General features: G+C 70.3%; 17 protein-coding genes and 1 pseudogene. 7 read left to right on the top strand and 11 right to left on the bottom strand.

What is annotated here, in order from left to right; translation table 11 throughout:
* Positions 1-71: 71 nt before the first annotated feature.
* Both NRB56_RS33075 and fbaA read right to left on the bottom strand, forming a co-directional pair.
* Positions 72-1,223 carry a BTAD domain-containing putative transcriptional regulator gene (locus NRB56_RS33075; RefSeq protein WP_319943888.1) on the bottom strand — a complete coding sequence of 384 codons (1,152 nt, stop codon included), beginning with the start codon at positions 1,221-1,223 and terminating at the stop codon, positions 72-74.
* 164 nt (positions 1,224-1,387) lie between these two features.
* Positions 1,388-2,422: a class II fructose-bisphosphate aldolase gene (gene fbaA, locus NRB56_RS33070; RefSeq protein WP_153348289.1), complete on the bottom strand. Its 1,035-nt coding sequence runs from the start codon at positions 2,420-2,422 to the stop codon at positions 1,388-1,390.
* A 246-nt stretch (positions 2,423-2,668) separates the two neighbouring features.
* Between fbaA and NRB56_RS33065 the strand changes: the two genes are divergently transcribed.
* On the top strand, positions 2,669-3,322 hold the full coding sequence (locus tag NRB56_RS33065; protein WP_227838542.1) for a DedA family protein: 654 nt from the start codon (positions 2,669-2,671) through the stop codon (positions 3,320-3,322).
* Between the two features lie 36 nt (positions 3,323-3,358).
* Positions 3,359-4,009, top strand: a pseudogene (locus tag NRB56_RS33060) (DedA family protein); the annotation flags it as partial.
* Between the two features lie 274 nt (positions 4,010-4,283).
* Here the strand turns inward: NRB56_RS33060 and NRB56_RS33055 are convergent.
* Positions 4,284-5,369, bottom strand: a complete 1,086-nt coding sequence (locus NRB56_RS33055) for a glycoside hydrolase family 76 protein (RefSeq protein WP_153348366.1) — start codon at positions 5,367-5,369, stop codon at positions 4,284-4,286.
* Positions 5,370-5,584: 215 nt separating this feature from the next.
* Positions 5,585-6,874 (bottom strand): adenylosuccinate synthase, encoded by a 1,290-nt coding sequence (locus NRB56_RS33050; protein ID WP_153348287.1) that lies wholly within the window; start codon positions 6,872-6,874, stop codon positions 5,585-5,587.
* Positions 6,875-7,188: 314 nt separating this feature from the next.
* Here NRB56_RS33050 and NRB56_RS33045 point away from each other — a divergent pair, with 314 nt between their 5' ends.
* Both NRB56_RS33045 and NRB56_RS33040 read left to right on the top strand, forming a co-directional pair.
* Positions 7,189-7,851, top strand: a complete 663-nt coding sequence (locus tag NRB56_RS33045) for a hypothetical protein (protein ID WP_319943887.1) — start codon at positions 7,189-7,191, stop codon at positions 7,849-7,851.
* A gap of 62 nt (positions 7,852-7,913) precedes the next feature.
* Entirely contained in the window at positions 7,914-8,696 is a 783-nt protein-coding gene (locus NRB56_RS33040; RefSeq protein ID WP_319943886.1) for a site-2 protease family protein, read from the top strand.
* Between the two features lie 262 nt (positions 8,697-8,958).
* Here NRB56_RS33040 and NRB56_RS33035 read toward each other — a convergent pair whose 3' ends face one another.
* Together NRB56_RS33035 and NRB56_RS33030 are read right to left on the bottom strand one after the other, a co-directional pair.
* Entirely contained in the window at positions 8,959-10,104 is a 1,146-nt protein-coding gene (locus tag NRB56_RS33035) for an FUSC family protein (RefSeq protein WP_194291081.1), read from the bottom strand.
* Between the two features lie 19 nt (positions 10,105-10,123).
* Positions 10,124-10,567 (bottom strand): DUF3151 domain-containing protein, encoded by a 444-nt coding sequence (locus tag NRB56_RS33030; protein WP_153348285.1) that lies wholly within the window; start codon positions 10,565-10,567, stop codon positions 10,124-10,126.
* Between the two features lie 3,144 nt (positions 10,568-13,711).
* Here NRB56_RS33030 and NRB56_RS33025 point away from each other — a divergent pair.
* Positions 13,712-14,617: an Rv0361 family membrane protein gene (locus tag NRB56_RS33025; RefSeq protein ID WP_227838533.1), complete on the top strand. Its 906-nt coding sequence runs from the start codon at positions 13,712-13,714 to the stop codon at positions 14,615-14,617.
* A gap of 235 nt (positions 14,618-14,852) precedes the next feature.
* Complete coding sequence (locus tag NRB56_RS33020; protein WP_153348284.1) at positions 14,853-15,893, top strand: fused (3R)-hydroxyacyl-ACP dehydratase subunits HadA/HadB; 1,041 nt, start codon at positions 14,853-14,855, stop codon at positions 15,891-15,893.
* 3 nt (positions 15,894-15,896) lie between these two features.
* On the opposite strand, the gene NRB56_RS33015 is transcribed toward NRB56_RS33020, so the two are convergent.
* Positions 15,897-16,547, bottom strand: a complete 651-nt coding sequence (locus NRB56_RS33015; RefSeq protein ID WP_153348362.1) for a TrmH family RNA methyltransferase — start codon at positions 16,545-16,547, stop codon at positions 15,897-15,899.
* 196 nt (positions 16,548-16,743) lie between these two features.
* Between NRB56_RS33015 and NRB56_RS33010 the strand changes: the two genes are divergently transcribed.
* Positions 16,744-17,190: a hypothetical protein gene (locus NRB56_RS33010; protein WP_153348283.1), complete on the top strand. Its 447-nt coding sequence runs from the start codon at positions 16,744-16,746 to the stop codon at positions 17,188-17,190.
* Positions 17,191-17,211: 21 nt separating this feature from the next.
* Here the strand turns inward: NRB56_RS33010 and NRB56_RS33005 are convergent, their stop codons facing one another.
* The 4 genes from NRB56_RS33005 to NRB56_RS32990 all read right to left on the bottom strand — a co-directional run bounded on the left by NRB56_RS33005 (position 17,212) and on the right by NRB56_RS32990 (position 20,931).
* The gene (locus tag NRB56_RS33005; protein WP_319943885.1) at positions 17,212-18,276 is read right to left on the bottom strand and encodes a beta-ketoacyl-ACP synthase 3; all 1,065 of its coding nucleotides are present in this window, start codon (positions 18,274-18,276) and stop codon (positions 17,212-17,214) included.
* A 72-nt stretch (positions 18,277-18,348) separates the two neighbouring features.
* Positions 18,349-18,894 carry an orotate phosphoribosyltransferase gene (gene pyrE / locus NRB56_RS33000; protein ID WP_153348282.1) on the bottom strand — a complete coding sequence of 182 codons (546 nt, stop codon included), beginning with the start codon at positions 18,892-18,894 and terminating at the stop codon, positions 18,349-18,351.
* Between the two features lie 9 nt (positions 18,895-18,903).
* A complete protein-coding gene (locus NRB56_RS32995) occupies positions 18,904-19,734 on the bottom strand; it encodes an SDR family NAD(P)-dependent oxidoreductase (protein ID WP_153348281.1) in 831 nt (276 codons plus the stop codon).
* 96 nt (positions 19,735-19,830) lie between these two features.
* Entirely contained in the window at positions 19,831-20,931 is a 1,101-nt protein-coding gene (locus NRB56_RS32990; RefSeq protein ID WP_153348280.1) for a type III secretion system chaperone family protein, read from the bottom strand.
* Between the last annotated feature and the right edge of the window lie 103 nt (positions 20,932-21,034).

Here is a 21,034-nt window from a genome sequence, read left to right as displayed (position 1 = left end):
GGCATCCGCCGGACTACCCGATGCCGCGCCCGGTGCGCGCTCGCAAGGGGACGCCGCGCCGGTCGGGTTCGTCAGGACTGTGCCTCGAAACGTAGAACCGTCCCGCCGATCAGCAGTTCGTCGCCGTCAGCGAGCACGCCGGCCTCCTCGATCGGTTCGTCGTTGACGTAGACGCCGTTCGCCGAATGCAGATCACGGATCACCAAACCGGTTCGCGCGGTCTGGATCTGCGCGTGATACCGGCTGACCTTCGGATCCTCCAGCACCAGATCGTTGTCGGTCATCCGGCCGATCTTCAGGCCGCCGGATTCGATCGGCACGATCGACCCGTCCGGCAGCCGCAACCGGCCGCGCCGGGCCCGCGGGCGTTCCGTCACGGTCTCCGTCATCGCCTTGGCCATGCGTTCGGCGCGGGCGATGGCCTCGGTGTCCAGCGGCTGCTGGCGCAGCACGCGCTGTTCCAGTTCCAGCAGGGCCGGGCCCGGATCGATGCCGAGCTCGTCGGCGAGTACCGCGCGCACCCGGCGGCACGCCTCCAGCGCGTCGGCCTGCCGGCCGGACAGGTACAGGGCGCTGATCAGCTGCACCCACAACGGTTCCCGCAGCGGATGCGCGGTGGTCATGGCCACCAGCTCGCCGACCACGGCGGCCGACCGGCCGCAGGCGATGTCGGCATCGATCCGGGCCGAGGTGACCAGCAGGCGCTCCTCGTGCATCGCGACGGCGAAGCGTTCGGCGAACACCAGACCGGGCAGATCGTCGAGGGCGGCGCCGCTCCACTGTGCCAGCGCGTCGGCGAACAACCTGGCCGCGCGTTCGGGGCGGCCCGCGTCGGCGGCCTCGGTCCCCGCCCGCCGGGCGGTCTCGAAACGGCCCAGATCACAGTCCTCGTCGGCGATCTCCAGCCGATATCCGGCCGATTCGGTGCGCAGCACCGCCGCCGGATCGACGCCCGCGGTCCGCAGCGCCTTCCGGATGTTCGAGACGAACACCTGCAGGCTGGCCTGGTAGGCGTCCGGCGGCTGCTCGTTCCACACCATGTCGCCGAGCGCCTGCGAATTCACCGCGCGCCGCCGGTTCACCGTGAGCGCGGCCAGCAGGGCCCGCGGCTTCGGCCCGCCCACGGGCAGCGGCACGCCGTCGATCAGCAGCCGGACGGGACCGAGGATCCGCACGTCGACCGACGGACGGTGGTCCGTCCCGGCGTGTTCTTGGCCGTACACGTTGACGCCTCATCAGGTTCGGTTCGCGGGCTCACTCGAATTGCCGCTCGGGCGAAAGCTTCCGGGGAGTCCGGGCCGCCGGGCGCACCACATCGGTGGTCGGCCGACACGCCCGGCAAGACCCGGCCGGATCCCCGGATCCGGCCGGGCGGCACACCGGATCGCTACGCGCTGACCGACTTCCCGGCCGAGCGCAGGTCGTTGCACGCCTCGATCACGCGCTGCGCCATCGACGTCTCGGCCTTCTTCAGGTAGCTGCGCGGGTCGTAGACCTTCTTGTTGCCGACCTCGCCGTCGATCTTCAGCACACCGTCGTAGTTGGCGAGCATGTGGCCCGCGATCGGGCGGGTGAACGCGTACTGGGTGTCGGTGTCGACGTTCATCTTCACCACGCCGTACTGCAGCGAAGCGTCGATCTCGGACTTCAGCGAGCCCGAACCGCCGTGGAACACGAAGTCGAACGGCTTCGAGCCCTCCGGCAGGCCCAGCTTGGCGGTGGCGACCCGCTGGCCCTCGGCCAGCACCTCGGGCTTGAGCACCACATTGCCCGGCTTGTACACGCCGTGCACGTTGCCGAAGGTCGCGGCCAGCAGGTACTTGCCGTTCTCCCCGGCGCCGAGCGCGTCGATCGTCTTCGCGAAGTCGTCCGAGGAGGTGTACAGCTTCTCGTTGATCTCCGCCTCGACGCCGTCCTCCTCGCCGCCGACGACGCCGATCTCGACCTCGAGGATGATGTTCGCGGCGGCGGCCTGCTTCAGCAGTTCCTTCGCGATGTCGAGATTCTCGTCGATCGGCACGGCGGAACCGTCCCACATGTGGGACTGGAACAGCGGGTTCTGCCCGGACCTGACCCGCTCCTGGGAGATGGCCAGCAGCGGCCGGACGAAGGTGTCCAGCTTGTCCTTGGGGCAGTGATCGGTGTGCAGCGCGATCGTGACGTCGTACCGAGCCGCGATGACGTGCGCGAACTCCGCCAGCGCGACCGCGCCGACGACCATGTCCTTCACACCCTGGCCCGAGCCGAACTCGGCGCCGCCGGTGGAGAACTGGATGATGCCGTCACTGCCCGCCTCGGCGAAACCGCGGATCGCGGCGTTGATGGTCTCCGACGACGTGCAGTTGATCGCGGGGAAGGCGAAGGAATTCTCTTTGGCCCGGCCGAGCATTTCGGCGTAGACCTCCGGAGTCGCGATGGGCATCTCGAGTGACCTCCGTCTGTGCGGCCGCCGGATGCGGCGCGGAAAATCTGTCGACACACAGATTAAGATCCTGTGTGATTCCGGCGAAACCCGCCCCGCACCGGAGAACCCGACTCGGGGCCCCTGAGAGGTTGCCGAGACGTTCGGTGCTATTCGGGTTCGACCGGTACTGTGGGGGCCGTGACCTTGCTGGCAGTTTCCGACGTCCTCGCCAGCAGCTCCGGTATCAAGGGGCTGCTGGACCCGATGCATCTGCTGACGGAGACCTGGCTGAAGAATGCGGTACTGCCGGCGATCCTGATCATGGTCTTCATCGAGACCGGTCTGCTGTTCCCGATCCTGCCGGGCGATTCGCTGCTGTTCACCGGCGGCCTGCTCGCGGCGACGGCGCATCCGCCGGTCTCCATCTGGCTGCTCGTGCCCGCGGTCGCGATCGTGGCCTTCCTGGGCGACCAGAGCGGGTACTGGATCGGCCGGTCGATCGGTCCCGCCCTGTTCCAGCGGGAGGACGGGCGCTTCTTCAAGCAGAGCTACGTCACCGAGACGCACGAGTTCTTCGAGAAGCACGGGCCGAAGACGATCATCCTGGGCCGGTTCGTCCCGATCGTCCGGACCTTCATGCCGGTGCTGGCCGGCGTGTCGAAGATGGACTACCGCACCTTCGTCACCTTCGACATCGTCGGCGGCGTGCTGTGGGGCGGCGGCGTCACCATCCTCGGATACTTCCTGGGCAACGTGTCCTTCATCCGCGACCATGTCGAGGCGATCTTCCTGCTCATCGTGCTGATCTCGGTGCTGCCGGGCATCATTTCGATCGGCAAGCGGCTGTTGAACCGCGGCGCGACCCCGGCTCCTGCCGCGGCCCGTGCCGACGTGCACGTCGACGAGCCCACCCGCTGAGAGACGGCCTTGCCCACCGCTCCGCTATCCCACGCGCTGGTCGGCACGGGCGCCCTGCATTCCGCCGGCCCGGCGCTCGTGTGGACCGTCGTCCTGGTCTTCGTCTTCCTCGAGTGCGCCTTCATCATCGGCCTGTTCCTGCCCGGTGATTCGATGCTGCTCACCGCGGGTGTGGTGCTGGCCTCGCACGAATCCGGTCACATCCAGGTGTGGGGGCTGGTGGTCGGCACCATGGTGTCGGCGATCGGCGGTAATCAGATCGGCTATCTGGTCGGGCACCGTGCCGGGCATCGCCTGATCGCCCGCAAGAACGGGCGCTACATCAACGCGCGCAATCTGGGCCGGGTGACCGACCTGCTGCATCGGCACGGTTTCCTCGCGGTGCTGGTCGCGCGCTGGGTGCCGTGGGTGCGGACGCTGTGCCCGCTGGTCGCCGGCGCGGCCCGGATGAACCATCGCCGCTACACCGTCGCCAGCACGATCGGCGCGGTGCTGTGGGCGCCGGTACTGCTGCTGGTGGGTTTCTACGCCGGCGGGTACCTGGACCGGGTGCCGTGGCTGATGCCGGCCGTGAGCGGAACACTCGTGCTCGGCCTGGTGCTGGGCACCGCCGTCGGGATCCGGCAGTATCGGATCGAGATGGCCCGGCCGACAGTGGATTTCGACATCGACGAGGCGGCGCACGACGAGACCGCGGCCCTCGACACGATGCCCCTTCCGCGTGCCGTCGGGCCCGCCTACCACCGGTCGGCCCCGGATACGGTGCCGCTTCCGCGTGCGGTCGAGCCCACCTACTACCGCCCGCCCGCCACGCTTCCCGGTCGCGCCGTCGGCAACCGGCCCAGACGCGCGACCGAGATGTAGGCGGCTCCGCGCGCAGGAACGATGAACGCGGTCCGGGTCACGCCGCGCAGCCGCTGAGCCGGGACCGCCAGGTCGGCACCCGGACACGGACCGAGGTTCAGAAGCCTGCCGCGGTGACCAGGTGGGCGGCCTCCATGAGCAGCCAGCCGGACAGTTGCACCGACAGGTCACGCTCCGGATTGCGGGACGCCACCACCGATCCGCCCACGCTGACATAACCCGCGCCGAACGTGCCGGTGGGCATCCGAGCCGGTCGGGACCAGTCGTGGCCGAACAGCGGCTCGCCCTCCACCTCCAGGCGGTGATCCCAGGCCGCGCGCGCCGAACATGTCACGATCCGCGCCGCCGTCCGCCGCGCGGCCACCTGCGCGGCGCCCTCGCCCGGCAGCATCACCGCGACCACGGCCAGGTACCGGGCCAGGATGCCGTTGAACAGGCCGCCGTCGCCGCCACCACCGCCGGTGACCACCGCATCGGCGGTGAGATGCTCCTCGACCGCGCACAGCAACTGCTGTACCCGGTCGACATGCTCGAATTCGCCGGTGCGAACGGCCAATTCGGTTTCCAGGCCGAGCACCGTGCCCTGGCAGTAGGTGAAGACCGGCCGCTCCAACTCGCCCGACGGCAGGTGGATACCGTCGAGGATCAGCCCGGTCTCCGGATCGCGCAGCGTCTCGTGCAGCCAATCGGCTACCTCCCGCGCTCGGGCGTGTCGGCCGAGGCGGGCCAGCAGAATGCCCACCGGACCGTTGGCGGGCGCGTTGAAATAGTCCGCGCCCTTACGCCACGGCATCGCCCCGGCCGGCGACTGCCAGCCCTCGACGATCTCCTTCTCCAGGGCGGCCAGCCCGCCGCGCAGGTCGGTGAGGCCGCGGGTGCGGTCGGCCCGCTCCAGCGCCAGGGCCAGCCAGGCCATGTCGTCGTAGTAGTCGTTGGTCCAGCCGGTGATGTTGCGAACCCGGTGACCGTGCGCGATCGCCGCGATGCGCCGCGTGCGGGCCGGGGTGGCCTCCCGGTTGGCGGCATCGATCACGCAGTCCAGCAGGTGGGCCTGCCACCAGTAGTCCCAGGTCGCGAAGATCCGTTCACGACGGGTGGCAGGCCAGCCCACCACGGCCAACTCGGCCCCCGGAATCCCCCACAGCGTCCGCAGATGCCGGGACAGCACCGCGGATTCGGCCATGTTCGCTCGCTCCGCCCACGCTGCCGCGGTCGGCTCGATCGCGCGGTCGGCGGGTGGCCGGGCGCGCCGCGGCTGCGGATGCGACGCCGGCGCATCCTCGCTCCGCGAAGTCATGGCTCCATGGTGCCAGGCCGGTCCGACATTTCGCGCCTGAATTGTTACCTCGGCGCGGTTCGCGTCGCACCGGCGCGACGGCCGAAATGTGGCACCGCCCATCAGGCCAGAACGTCGTGCCGGACAATGGTCTGATCGCGGCCCGGACCGACGCCGATGCAGGAGATCCGCGCACCGGACAGCTCCTCCAGGCGCAGCACGTAGGCGCGGGCGGCGGCGGGCAACTCCTCGAAACTGCGCGCCCCGGAGATGTCCTCCCACCAGCCCGGCATCTCCTCGTAGATCGGCTTGGCGTGGTGGAATTCGGTCTGGGTGGTCGGCATCTGCTCGACCCGCTCGCCATCGATCTCGTAGGCGACGCAGATCGGCACCCGGTCCAGGCTCGACAGCACGTCCAGCTTGGTGAGGAAGTAGTCGGTGATGCCGTTCACCCGGGTGGCGTAGCGCGCGATGACCGCGTCGAACCAGCCGGTCCGGCGGGCACGGCCGGTGGTCACGCCGACCTCGCCGCCGGTCTTGGCGAGGTAGGCACCGGACTCGTCGAACAATTCGGTCGGGAACGGGCCGGAGCCGACGCGGGTGGTGTACGCCTTCAGGATGCCGAGCACCGTGCCGATCCGGTTCGGGCCGATGCCGGAACCCACCGCGGCGCCGCCCGCGGTCGGATTCGAGGAGGTCACATACGGATAGGTGCCGTGGTCGACGTCCAGCAGGGTGCCCTGGGAGCCCTCCAGCAGGACGGTCTCGTCGCGTTCCAGCGCCTGGTTGAGCAGCAGGCGGGTGTCGCTGATCCGGTGCGCGAAGCCCTCGGCCTTGGTCAGCACCTCGTCGACCACCTGCTGCGGGTCCAGCGCGCGCCGGTTGTAGATCTTCACCAGCACCTGGTTCTTGAACTCCAGGGCGGCCTCGACCTTCTGGGTGAGGATCTTCTCGTCCAGCAGATCGGCGACCCGCACGCCCACGCGGGCCACCTTGTCCTGGTAGCAGGGGCCGATGCCGCGGCCGGTGGTGCCGATCTTCTTGTTGCCGAGGAAGCGCTCGGTGACCTTATCGATGGCCACGTGGTACGGCATGATCAGGTGCGCGTCGGCCGACAGCAGCAGCTTGCCGGTGTCGACGCCGCGCTCCTCCAGCCCGGACAGTTCGGCGAGCAGCACGCCCGGGTCCACGACCACGCCGTTGCCGATGACATTGGTCACCGAGGGCGTGAGGATGCCGGACGGGATCAGATGCAGCGCGAAGTTGTCACCGTTGGGCAGCACCACGGTGTGCCCGGCATTGTTGCCGCCCTGGTAGCGGACGACCCACTGGACCCGACCGCCGAGCAGGTCGGTAGCCTTGCCCTTACCCTCGTCGCCCCATTGGGCGCCGATCAGGACGATTGCCGGCATGTGGAGTCTCCTACGGTTAGACGCGCAACATCGCGGATGCTGCAGCTACCTGCCGTTTCCGAGGCGGTGGCCGGGTGGACAGTCTAATGGATGGCCGAAACCGGCCCGTTCGTGCACCGCACAGCTCCCTCGTCGGGCCGAAAGGACACAACCCCGGCTCGTCGTTTCACACCAGCGAATCCGGGACGTCGCGGCTATGGTGACTGCGAACGGCGGACTGCTCGGGGTCCGCCCGGCGCAGCGAGGGCGATGGTGTTGTCAGGTCCGTTGGGGATGGACGGCGGGGTGCCGGTCGGCGAGGGGATGTATCGCTGGTGAGTACTCACGTTCTCCGCTGCAACGGGGCGCCGGTGCCGATCACGCTCGCGCCGCTGCCGATCACGCAGACCTCCGCGATCCCGGACACCTCCGATCTCGACGAACTGCTGCCCATCCTGGGCGCGGACGGCAGTCAGCCCCGGTTGATCGTGCTCGGTGAGGACGCCGGACTGGCCGCCGTGCTCACGCACCTGCTGCGGCTGGAACGACTCAGCGTGGAGATCGGCTACGTGCCGGTGGATCGCACCTACGGCTCCCGCGCGTACGAGACCGGCACCGGATCCGCCGCAGCCAAGCGCGCGGTGGAGGGCAAGGCCGCGCCGACCCCGCTGATCCGCGACGACACCGGCACGGTGCTGGTCGGCCGGGCCGCCGTGACCGGGGCCGGCGGCGCCAAGCTGACCGGCGAGGCCTACGTCGACGACGTCCGGTTGTTCACCGGCAAGGTCGCGGCACTGCACATCTCGCCCACCCTCGAACTCCCCGGCGTGCGCGCCGCGGTGCAGCGCGGATTCCGCAAGCGGCGCTGGATCGCCGGGCGCGCGGTGCAGTTGGGCACCCCCGGTGCGCTGGTGGTCCGCGACGGCATCGTCGCCGAACGCACCGTGCCACGCTCGGTGTTCTACCGGCACAATGAGCCGTGGCTGCTGGTTCGATGACGCGGTGGCCGCCGGTTCGATGAGCCTGCCGGTTCGATGATGTACAGAGGGGGTCCGAGCACGTGAGCAGTACCTTCGGGGCCAGACGCGCCACCGGCGCGGTGCGGCCCAGTCCGATCTTCCTGCTGCTGGTGGCGCTGACCGCCGCCGGCGGCGTGGTCGCGTGGAACGCCGACCTCACGTCCAACCTGGCCAAACTCGGCGTGTTCGTGTTCGTGGTGTTCGGCTGGATCGTGAGCGTGTGTCTGCACGAGTTCGGGCATGCCTACACCGCCTGGCGGGCCGGCGACCGCGAGGTGGAGATGCGCGGGTACCTGACGCTCAACCCGCTGCGCTACAGCCATCCGCTGCTGTCGATCGGGCTGCCCATCCTGTTCATCGCGCTCGGCGGGTTCGCGCTGCCCGGCGGCGCGGTCTACCTGCAGTCCGGCAGCTTCTCCGACCGCACCAAACGGATGATCAGCGCGGCCGGCCCGGCCTCCAACGCGGCGCTGGCGGTGGTGCTGCTGGTGATCGTGCGGCTGTTCGGATCCACACACAGCCATGCCGCCTTCTGGTTCGGGCTCAGTTTCCTGGCCTTCCTGCAGGTGACGGCCACCCTGCTGAACCTGCTGCCGGTGCCGGGCACCGACGGGTACGGGATCCTCGAGCCGTCGCTGAGCTATCAGACCCGGCGCTCGCTGGATCAGATCAAGCCGTACGGATTGCTGCTGTTGCTCGCGATCCTGTGGATTCCGCAGCTGAACTCGGTGTTCTTCGGCATCGTGGACCACCTGTTCGAGCTGTCCGGGGTACCGTCGCTGTGGGCGGCCTACGGCGACTACCTGGTCCGCTTCTGGCGGTGAGCCGAGCGGCTGTTCGCGCCGGGGTGGCCGCCGGACCGGTGCCCGCCGCCACACCCTGCGAACCACGGCTCCGGTCCGGCCTGCCCCTCCCGTGGCGTGGCGGCCCGGCGCCAGCGGTTTCGCGCCTCCGGCCGACCTGGCGATCCACCACCGGTGCGAACTCTGTGACCGCGCCACCCCTCGTGCACGCGGTCACACCATGAACGGTATGGGGCCGGAACGCCGCCGACACGAGTAGCGCACTACTCGAAAACGGCCGAAATCAGTCGACCGGATCCACGTACGGACGGGTCACCGTCGGCGGCAGCAGTGCGAGCGCCGACAGCCGGCGCACCCCGCAGACCTGCATCAGATCCACCACGACCGACCGAACCTGGGCGAACACCACGTGCGCGGACAGGCCGGCGTCCTCGATCAGATCCTTGGTGGCGCCCTTCGCCACCCGGCGCAGGATCCGGGTGGTCTCTGCGGCGTCCGGCTGCTCGCGCGGGCCCACCAGCATGTAGCGGCGCACCACGTCGGTGGCGGCGCCGAGCTGCTCCACCTCGTCGACCAGGCGGGGGTTGAGGATCTCGTCGTCCAGCACCAGGCTGAGCGCGCGGCGCAACAGCACTCGGGTGTTGCGGACGGCGTTGTCGAGCGGGTCGGCGGTCGCCCGCAGCGCGTCCAGCCGGGAACGCGCGTTCCAGTACAGCGGGGATACCCGGCTCAGCTCGCGGCCGCCCTCCAGGATGCTGCGCAGGCTGTCGATCTGCGGCTGGGTGCCGCGCACCGAATCGAGGGCGGCGCGGATCTTCTCCGGATCCTGTTCGTGCAGGCCGTCGGCGCAGCGGATCAACGCGGCGCTCATCACGCCCAGGATGTCCGCGGCCTGTCTGCGGGCCCGGCGCACCGGATGCAACGGGATGACCGCCACCACGACCACCCCGACCAGGCCACCGATCAGGGCGTCGATCATGCGCAGGGCGCTGCCGCCGGTGTGCGGCGGCATCAGCGTCGCCACCAGCACGGCCGAACCGGCCGCCTGCATCGGGATGATCGCGCCGCCGTCGAGGAAGATCGCGATCGACATGGCCACCGCCACCACCAGCGCGATCTGCCACGGTCCGGTGCCGACCCGGGAGATGAAGAAGTCTCCGATACCGATCCCGACCGTGACGCCCGCCACCAGCTCCACCGAACGGCGCAGCCGCGCGCCGAACGACACCCCGATCGAGACGACCGCGGCGGTCGGCGCGAAGAACGGCTGCGGGTGGCCGATCACCCGATGCGCGATGAACCAGGACAGCGCCGCGCCGACCGCGCACTGCAGGATCGGCAGCGCGGACCGGCGCAGCCGCAGCCAGCCGTTGTTCAGGCGCTGCCGGCTCGTGTCGCGGACAGCGTCGAGTGAGTTCCCGTTGGTCAATTGCCGCTGGTACCGGCCGTCAGCTCAGGCCGAGTTCGGCGGCGGCGCGCGGATCGCAGTCCTCGAGCAGGTCGAGGCAGCGCGCATACTCCTCCGTCTCGCCGATCGCGCGGGCGGCCTTGGCCAGCGCGCCGACGCTGCGCAGGAAGCCGCGGTTGGGCTCATGGCTCCACGGCACCGGGCCGAAACCCTTCCAGCCGTTGCGGCGCAGCAGGTCCAGGCCGCGGTGGTAGCCGGTCCGCGCGAACGCGTAAGCGGCGACGGTGTCCAGGCCGACCTCCGGCCCGGCCGCGTCGGCCCGGTCCAGCGCGTCCTCGGCCAGCTGCGCCCAGGCCACGGAGGCGGCCGGATGAGCGGCCGCGACCTGCACCGGATCCTGTTTGCCGAGCAGCGCGTCCTCCGCATCGGAGATTTCGGGCAGTAGTACCGGTTGGGGTCCGAGCAGATCACCGAACGAGGTCATGCGCTTCATTGTGCACCGGCGCCCGAATTGCTCGTTAGGCTGACCGACGGTACATCCCTGTAGAACGATTGACCGCCGATTCCGAGCGAGGGGTAGCGAGTGTCCGACCTGAACGACGACCAGAAGCCGCGACCGGGTTCGGGTGCCGAGCAGCGTCCTTCCGGCACCCCGACATCCGGCTCCGGGGACGCGGCCGAAACGGCGCAGACCCAGCGCATCGCCCGCGCGCCGGGCCCGAGCGCACCCACCGAACCACTGGCTTCCCCCTCCGCGCGGACCCAGGTGTTCCGCCGGTCCCCGGCCGCGGCCAAGCCCGGGAAACCGGCCGAGGATCCCTCCGGCACCGAGGTGACCAGACCGGTACCGACCGCGTCGGCGAAACCCGCGGCCGGTCGGTCCGAGGGTCCGGCCGAGCGGGGCGGCACCGGAACCGGCTCGGACCGGCCGGACAGCGGTGCGGGATCGGCGAACTCGGGCTCGTCTCGCGGCGCCGAGGCGGCCCGGCGGCCCAGCGGTGATGTCGACATGTTCGGGCGCTCGGACGACAGCTCGCGGTCTCCGGGCGGGTCCGGGAGCGGCTCGGGTAGCACATCGAAGGCCTCGGGTGGATCGGCATCCGGCGGCACGGCCGTGTCCGGTTCCGCATCCGGCGGCGCGGCAGGGACCGGGCGCACCGGCGGCGATCTCGGCACAGCCGGCGGTGCGAGCGGCGCCTACGGCCGCCCGGACGCCGACGCACCGAGCCGATCCGGCTCTCCGGTTGCCTCCGGCGGACCGGCATCGGGTGCGGGCCGTAGCGGGTCGTCCGCGACGCCGGACGGATCGGCGGCGGATCGGCGCGGCGAGGGGGTCCGTGGTGCGTCGGCGGCATCCGGGCGCCCGGCCGACGGTGCGGGTAGTGGAAATCCCGCTCGTCCCGGTGGGGCGACCGAAGGTTCGGGCACCGACAGTTCTCCGCGCGGATCGGCGAGCGGCGGTGCTGCCTCGTACGGACGTCAGGGTGACGAATCCGGCAGCGTGAACATGTTCGGCCGACCGGCCGAGGACGACCGTCGTGGCACCGGGTATGCCCCCGGCCGGCCCGCGGACGCGTCCGGCAGTTCCGTGAGTATGTTCGGCCGTCCCGCCGACGACAGTCGCGGCATCGGGGACGCCCCGCGCAACATCGGGGACGCGTCCGACTCCGTGAACATGTTCGGCAGTCCCGCTGAGGACCAGCGTGGCGCGGGCCGGCCGTCGAGCGCATCCGGCAACTACGGCGACGCCCGGAACGCCGGCTCGAACAGCTCCGCAGGCGAACCCGGCGGCAGCACCGACTCGAGTCGGGCCCCGGGCACCTCGGTCAACGACCCTCGGTCTCCGAGCGGATCGAGAAGCTCCGCCGATCGCCCTCGCGGCGCCGACTCGAACCGCGGTCCGGCGGCGTCGAGCAGTGCGGCCGACGACGCTCGAAGCTTCCATTCGAGCCGGCCGCGGGGTGGGCTGGGCGGCTCGGCCGATGACCCTCACAGCGCCGGCTCGAGTCGCGGTCCGGGCGCGTCGAGCAGTGCGGCCGGAGACGCTCCAAGCGTTCAATCGAGCCGGTCGCAGGCTGAGCCGGGCGGCTCGGCCGATGACCCTCGTAGCGCCGACCTGAATCGCTCCCCCGGCGTGCCCGGCAGTTCGGCCGCTGACCCCCGAGGCGCCGGCTCTGGCCGGTCTCCTGGCAGCTCGATCGATGACCCTCGAAGCGTCGGCACGAACCGGTCTCCTGGTGAGCCGGGCAGCTCTGCCACCGGCACCCGGAACGCTGGCCCGAACCGGCCGCAGGGTGGAACGGGCAGCTCTGCCGCCGACACTCGAAACGTCGACTCGAACCGGCCGCAGGGTGGACCGGGCAGTTCCGCCGCAGACACTCGAAACGTCGACTCGAACCGGCCGCAGGGCGGACCGGGAAGCTCCGCCGCAGACACTCGAAGTGTCGGCTCGAACCGGCCGCAGGGCGGACCGGGCAGTTCCGCCGGCGACACTCGAAACGTCGACTCGAACCGGCCGCAGGGTGGGCTGGGCAGCTCCGCCGGCGACACTCGAAGTGTCGATTCGAACCGGTCGCAGGGTGGACCGGGTGGCTCTGCCGGCGATCCGCCGAATGTCGGGTCGAATCGCTCTGTGGGTGGGCAGGACGGTTCTCGCGGCGACGCTCGCGGGGCGGGGGGTTCGGTGAGCGGCCCGGCCGATACGGCGAGGGGCGCGGACCGGCGTTCCGCCGGTGCGGTAGCCGGGTCCGCGGGCAGCGGGGTAGGCGGTCCGGATGTCGCGGGCGGGCCTGGTGGTTCGTCACGCGGGTCGACCCGAGGGCCGGGTGGTTCGACCGCTCCGAGTGGGTCAGGTACGGCGGGCGGTACGAGGACCCCGGGTGGGCCGGGGAACGTGCCCGGCTATTCCGGGAGCGGATTCGGCCGTGCGGGGAGGCCGTCCGACCGGCCCGGTGGCCCGGCGGAGGGATCCGGCGGCGGTTCGCCGGCGGCTGCCGGTGCAAGCTCTACTACGTCCGGGGGCGCCGACCGGGGACCGGGTAGTTCCGGTGATACGCAGGGCGCCCGAGGTTTCGGGGAATCCGCTCGTGGTTCCGGCGGTTCCGCTGGGTCCGGGAGCACACCCGGCGATTCGCGACGGGCGCCGGACCGAACGGGGAATACGCAGGGCGACAAGGCATTCGGCGGTTCTACCGGAACGGCCGGCGGACGTGGCGGCGCTTCGGGCGGCGGCCGGACGGATGCGCCGAGCGGCTCCGGCGGGCGCGGGGCATCGGGTTTCGGTGTGGCGGGCGGGATTTCGAGTTCCACCGGCGACAGCGACGAGGAGACCGCACGATTCGGTAATTCGGCTCGCGGACAAGGTGTTCCGGGTGGCCGGCCGCAACGGCCCGGAGGGCCGGGATCCGCGGACGACGGCGAAGAAGCGACCGTCCGCTTCGGGAATGCGTCTCCGGGACAGGGCAAGTCGGGCTCCGGCGCCGGTGTTCGACCGGAGCGACCCGGTGCGGCCGGGCAATCGGGGGCACCCGGGACGGATCGCCCCGCGGCATCGCAGGGGGCCGGGAACGCCGCGGGCGCGCGGTCCGGTTCGGGGACGCCGGAAGATGATGCGTCCGAGGCGAAGACGATGGCGATCCCCCGCGCCGCCATCGATGCGGTGCGGGCCTCGATGGACCGGCCGCCGGTCGAGGATCCGAAGACGGTCGCCATTCCGAAGGTGTCCGATCCGTCCAACGACAAGACCATGATGCTGCCGGTGCAGCGGCCGGATCAGGGGGCCACCGAGAAGTTGCGCACCGGCCCGGCGGCCGGGACCGATCGGATCGTGTCGTCGCCCGGCGCCGGCGCGCCGGTCGGGAAGCCGCCGGTGACCCCGCGTCCGGGCGCGGGACCGAAGAACGCGGGACCGCAGGGTCCGTCGGCGCCCGCGCAGAACGCCGCCCCGCCGCGGCCGGGTATCGCGCCGTCACCGGCCGATGCGCAGCCCACAGTCGCGGCGCCGCAGGTGGTGCCGCCGAAACAGACGGTGCCGCCGCGGCCGATGGCATCGCCGCAGCAGGTGCCGCCCGCCGCCGGCCCCACCGGCGCGACGGGTGGGATGCGGCGCACGCTGCTGCTCGGCGCCGCGGCGGTGGTCGCGGTGCTGGTCGTGCTCGGCGTGGTCATCGGCGTGGTGCAGCACGCGACCAGCAATTCGCCGGAAGCCCAGGTGCGCAAGGCGATCGGGACGTACGCGACTGCGCTGTCCGACGGCGATCTCGACCGGCTGCGCGGCTCGACCTGCGGGCCGCTGCACGACTTCTATCAGAACATCGCGGCGGACCAGTTCGAGGGCGTGCACAAGCTGTCGGCCGATCAGAAGAAGATCCCGAAGATATCCAGCGTGGAATCCGTCCAGATCACCGGGGACAAGGCGGTCGCCCAGGCCGGCGTCTACACCGACGCCACACCGGACAAGCCGGTGGCGCGCACCTTCGACCTGCAGCATGTCGACGGCAACTGGAAGGTCTGCGACCCGCCGGCATCCCGCTGACGACGCGCCGCGATGACCCATCCGGGTCATCGCGGCGGGGCACGCCCACGGGGTCCATTCGGGACAATTCCCTGCGTGTCGTGCGCGTGTTACGGCGTCCCTGTGACATTGTCGCCGCGTCCCGCGATAACCATCACAGACAATTGGAAGCCAGCCCACGGACGCCGTAGCATTGCCCGGATTCTGGCGTGCGGTTGCGTCAGATTTTGCGAATCGGAATCAGGAGCACAGGACCATGCCCGAGCCGGCGTCCGACGCACCGGTTGCCACGGAATTGGCCGGTCGGCACTACCGTGTCAGCGATCACTACGACATCGGACGCGAGAAGGTCCGGGAATTCGCGCGGGCGGTGCGCAACGGTCACCCCGCCCACCACTACGAGACCGACGCCGGCAAGCTCGGCTACGACGCCCTGGTCGCGCCGCCGACTTTCTCGTCGGTGATCGGCATGACCACCACCAAGGCCCTGCTCAATACGGTGCTCTCGCACTACGACCTGTCGCAGATCCTGCAGACCGATCAGGTCTTCGAACTGCATCGGCCGCTGCTGGCCGGCGACCGGGTGGACCTCGAGGCGGAGATCGAGTCGATCCGGCGGGTGCGGGGCAACGACTTCGTCGCGGTCCGCGCCACCATGGTGGATCAGCACGGCGAGGTCGTGCAGACCGGTCTCGCGACCATCGTGGTCCGGCTGGACGAACAGGTCGATCCCGATATCGTGCGGCTGGTCGAGGATGTCGTGATGCGCGACACCGACGCACCGTGCGCGACACCGACCCTGTCCGAGATCCCCCTCGAGCGCGCGCACATCGCACCGGATCTGGCGGTCAGCCGCCGCGCGGTGACCGTGCACACGCTGCCGAAGTTCGAGGATCTCACCGTCGGCGCGGAACTGCCCGGCGCGAGCTTCCGGCTCACCCGCGGCGATCTGGTGAACTACGCGGGCGTCTCCGGCGACACCAACCCGATCCACTTCAGCGACCGGGCCGCCGAACTGGCCGGGCTGCCGACGGTCGTGGCGCACGGCCTGCTCACGATGGGCCTGGGCGCGGATTTCCTGACCGCCTGGCTCGGCGATCCGACCGCCGTCGAGAGCTACAGCGTGCGGTTCGCGGGTTTCGTGCCGGTGTTCCCGTTCGACTCCACCGCCGTCGACTTCACCGGCAGGATCAAGTCACTGGACCCGGAGCGCCGGACCGCGACCGTCCTGATGGGCGCCACCTCCGCCGGGAAGAAGTTGTTCGGCCGGGCGATCGCGCAGGTGCAGCTCAGCTGACCGTCACCACGCCGAGCTCAGGTCGGCGTGCTGCCGGATCCAGCCGTGCATCGCGATACCCGCGGCGACCCCGGCATTGATGCTCCGGGTGGAGCCGAACTGCGCGATGGACACCGTCAGCGTGGCCGCGTGCCGCGCGGCGTCGGTGACCCCGGGCCCTTCCTGACCGAACAGCAGCAGGCAGTCCCGGGGTAGTTCGGCCGTCTCCAAGGGTATCGAGCCCGGCACGTTGTCCACCGCGACCACGCTCAGCCCGGCGCCGGTCGCGAACTCCAGCAGTTCGTCGACCGACGCGTGATGCACCAGATGCTGGTAGCGGTCGGTCACCATGGCGCCCCGGCGATTCCAGCGCCGGCGGCCGACGATGTGCACCGCGGCCGCGGCGAACGCGTTGGCGGTGCGCACGACGGTCCCGATGTTGGCGTCGTGCCCGAAATTCTCGATGGCGACATGGAAAGGGTGGCGGCGACGGTCGATGTCGGCGACGATCGCGTCGCGCCGCCAGTACCGATAAGCGTCGACCACATTGCGCCGGTCCCCGTGCGCGAGCAGTTCCGGATCCAGCCGTGGATCCGCCGGGGGCGGCGTCCCGAATTCGGCCACCCACGGCCCGACGCCGTGCGGATGTTCCCCCCACTCCGTCGGACCCGGCAGCGACTCCCCCTCCGTCGCATCCGGCGACGACTCGCCCGCCGCGGGGCCGCTGGGTCGCTCGTCATCGGTGGGCGGGGGCTCGTTCACGAGCGTTATCGTAATGGCCGCGGACCGGAGTTCCGTCCGGACCGATGCGGCCCGGGAACGGGTCCGCCGGACCTATCCTGGAGTTGTCGCAGCGTTGGTGGAGGGTCGCATGGACCACGCACGCATTCTTCGCACCGTGCTCGGCGTGACCGCCGGGTACCTGATGATCCTCGGTCTGTGGCTGGGCTGGGTCGTGCGGCACACCCCACCGGGAACGGTGCCGTTTCAGATCATGGCCCTGGTGGGCGCGTTCGGCTCGTGCGTCGGGCTGGGGATGTTGTGGGCCCAGCTGCCGTCCCGCGCGGACCGGCGGCTGCTGCGGCACGGGCTGGAGGGCTGGGCGACCGTCGCGGGCGTGCATCCGCTCACCCCCACCGACCATCACACCGAACTGACCGAACTGGATCTGGAACTGACCATCCCCGGCTCCGAAACCTACCGGGGCACAATTGTTTTCGATGTCGCACCGATCGACCGCCCGAAAATCGCTGTCGGCGAGACGATTTCGATTCGGGTCGACCCGGCGGACCGGGACCGGATCATGTTGTGCCTGTGAGTGATCCGGCCACCGGCCCGCTCAGACGGTGAAGCTCGGCTCCGCCGGAGCCGGCGGCAGGGTGACCACCTGACCGGCGTAGCTCAGCCCGGCGCCGAAGCCGAGCAGCAGCGCCAGCTGGCCGCCCTTCGCCTTGCCACTGACGAGCATCTCCTCGATGGCCAGCGGGATCGAGGCCGCGGAGGTGTTACCCGTGTTCTCGATGTCGTTGGCCATGGGGATCTCCTCGGCCAAGCCCAGATTCTTCTTCATCAACTCGTTGATGCGGGCGTTGGCCTGATGCGGCACGAAGACCTCGATGTCCTCCTTGGCCACTCCGGAGAGATCCAGTGCGGTGGACAGCGCGCGCGGCAATGTCACTGCCGCCCAACGGAACACCGACTGACCCGCCATCCGCAGCGACATCCGGCCGACCCGCTCCACACCCGGATCGGTGCCCTGCAGGCGCTGCGCCCGGTGCATGTACTCGAGGAAGTCGACGTCCTGCATGATCGAGCCGGCGTGCTCGCCGTCGCTGCCCCACACCGTCGGGGAGATGCCGTTGTCCTCGCTGGGCCCGACCACCACCGCACCGGCGCCGTCGCCGAAGATCATCGCGGTACCCCGGTCGGTCGGGTCGAGGCCGACCGTCATGGTCTCCGCGCCGATCACCAGCACGTACTCCGAGGAGCCGGCGCGGATGAGGTCGGCCGCGACACCGAGGCCGTAGCCGAACCCGCCGCAGCCGGAGGTCAGGTCGAAGGCGGGAATGCCGTTGATACCCAGATCGAAAGCCACGGTGGGCGCCCCGTGCGGGGTGAGGGTCAGCCAGCTGGAGGTGGCCAGGATCAGCGTGCCGATCTTCGACCGATCGATACCGCTGTTGACGATGGCCCGCTCACCGGCGGCGACCGCCATCGAGCGCAGCGTCTCGTCGCCGCTGATCCAGCGCCGGTTCCGGATGCCGGTGCGCTCGAAGATCCACTCCGGAGACGAGTCCAGGACCTCGCACACCTCGGCATTGCTCACGATCCGTCGTGGCCGATAGGCGCCGATGCCCAGCATCGCGACGTTCGCGCGACCCTCGTTGATTGCAATGCTCACCACGGGCGACTCACACGACCCTTCACCGTTACTCGCAGTTCTCGAAATCGGACTCCAGGCTATCCCACCGGACGGTCATCCCAATGCCAGATCCTTCAGGCCGAGGATGGACCGGTACTCGAGCCCCTCGGCGGCGATCACCCGGTCGGCGCCGGTCTCGCGATCCACCACCGTGGCGACGCCCACCACCGTAGCGCCGGTCTGCCGCAACGCGCGCACGGCGGTCAGCGGCGAGTTACCGGTCGTGGTCGTGTCCTCCACCACCAGCACCCGTTTGCCCACGATGTCCGGGCCCTCGATCTGCCGCTGCATCCCGTGGGTCTTGGCTGCCTTGCGCACCACGAACGCGTCCAGCGGGCGGCCCGGCGTGTGCAGCATCGCCAGCGCCACCGGATCCGCTCCCATCGTCAGGCCGCCGACGGCGTCGAACTCCCAGTCGGAGACCAGCTCGCGTAGCAGTTTCCCGATCAACGGCCCGGCCTGATGATGCAGGGTGGCCCGGCGTAGGTCGACGTAGTAGTCGGCTTCCTTACCGGACGACAACGTCACCCGGCCGTGCACCACGGCGAGCTCGCGCACGAGCTCGGCCAATCTGTCCCGATCGGCGGTCGATTCGATCATCTTTACCGGTTACGTCCTTCCGCGTGCGTTGAACAAGCCTCGATTCAGGCGGCTCACCACCGGGCGGGGAATCATACCGGCGACCGTGGTGAGCACCTTGTACTGCGCCCCGGGCACGCTGATCACCCGGTCCTTGTCCAGATCGTGCAGGGAGCCGGCCACGACCCGGTCGACGTCCAGCCACAGCGCTTTCGGCAGCGATTGCATCGCGATGCCGGCCCGCTCGTGGAATTCGGTGCGTACGAAACCGGGGCACAGAGCCTGCACCCGAACACCGGTTCCGACCAGTCCCCCGGCCAGTCCCTCGGTAAAGGATATGACGTACGCCTTCGAGGCCGAATACGTCGATCCGCGTCCGGGCACCAGACCGGCCACGCTGGCCACATTGACCACCGTCCCCCGGGCCGCGGTGACCATCGCCGGCAGCGCGGCACGGGTCAGCTGGAGCACCGCCGTGACGTTCACGTCCAGCTGCGCCTGCAGCCGCGCCGGATCGACGGTCCAGAACTCGCCCTCGAGCCCGAAACCGGCGTTGTTGACCAGGAATTGGATGTCGGCGGCGGCCCGCGCGGCGATCCGGTCGCGGTCGGCGGCGACGGCCAGATCGGCGGGCAGCACCTCGGAACCGGTGCCGAATCGGGTACGCACCTCGTCGGCGAGGGCGTGCAGCCGGGACTCGTCGCGGGCGACCAGCACCAGGTCGTAGCCGAGGGCGGCCAATCGCACGGCGTAGCCCCGGCCGATACCGGACGTGGGTCCGGTGACCAGGGCTACGGGCCGGGTGGCGCCGGGCAGGCGGACGACCTCGTGGGCGCCCGGCGAATCGGAGGAATCGGTCATGCTCTGATCCTTTCGCGCACGACCGGGACGTCGCATGGTCGTGCCGCGCTGCCGCCTCCGCGCCCGCCGGTCGTGCGGGTCGTCATCCCCTACCCGTCAGCGGGGTGCGGGGCCTTGATAGGGCCGGAACCCGGGATGGAACGGACCACCCGGACGGTCGGCCGGATCGTCCTCGTCGACGGACCGGGCCGGCTCGGCCTCCTCGGGCCGATCCTCGTCGGACCAGGCGCGGCGGACCCGATCACGCGGGTCCGGGACGATGGCCAGGGCCGGTCGGCGCGACGGGCGCGCCTCTGATTCGCCCGCGATGTCCTCGAGCAACGGGGCGTAGTCGCCGTCGCGGTCGAAACGGGCGGCGCGCTCTGCGTCGTCCCGGTCGTCGAAGTCGGCGCGATCGAACTCGTCGCGATCGAACTCGGCGTCTGTGTCGTAGCGACCGGACTCGCGGCGGCCGCGCTCACGGCGATCCGGCGCGTAATCGTCGCGGTCGTACTCGTCGTCCGACTCGAATTCGTCGCGCTCGAAATCGTCGCGATCGTCCGAATCCGACTCGTAGTCCTCGTCGTCGGGCGAGTGGCCGCGGTCCACCACCGGCGGCAGCACGTGCAACAGACCGGACAGGCGCAGCACCGCGTCGATGGCCGTCTCCCAGTCGCGCGGGCCGCTGCCGACCGGCAACATGCCCAGCGTCCAGTTGCCCTCGCTCCACAACTGCTGCACCGAGTCCGGCAGGCTCTCGATGAACGCGACCATGCGCTGATCGACCGCGTGCCGGGCGACATCCGGATTGGTGGCGAACACCACCCGGTCGCCGATCGCGCCGAGCAACTCCAGGTCGTGGTCCTTCGGCGGAGCCGCGGTCTTGGAGCGCAGATCGATGTCGATATCCGAGCCGATCTGCCGGCGCACCGCGACCATCGTCGCGGAATCCTCCAGATCGAACAGGACGAACTTCTCGCCCTTGCGGTTGCCGGAGACCACGTCGACCGCGGAGAGGTAGCCGAGTTTCGTCATCGGCCCGCGGTGCCAGTTCGCCGCCAGCGAGGGCTCGACCGACACATACGTATAGCCTTGGGATTTCGCCCAGACCTGCCGCACATGACCGGTCCGCTGCCGCTGGACCCGGTCGAAATACAGCAGCACGATCGCACCCACGAGTGCGATCGCCGCGAGCCCGAACCAGATTGCTGCCGTCATCAACCCAGAGTCTAGTTCCCCGGGGGGAAAGGTGTTGATGCCGACCGCTACACGACGGCGTGTTAGGTGTTTTTGGAGGGCGGGGGGGTACCGGGCCGGGGGC

It is taken from the genome of Nocardia aurantia, assembly GCF_009604425.1.
In the GTDB taxonomy this organism is placed as follows: domain Bacteria; phylum Actinomycetota; class Actinomycetes; order Mycobacteriales; family Mycobacteriaceae; genus Nocardia; species Nocardia aurantia.
Note: the sequence above shows the minus strand (reverse complement) of the source record. Positions and strands in the feature narration are given on the sequence as shown.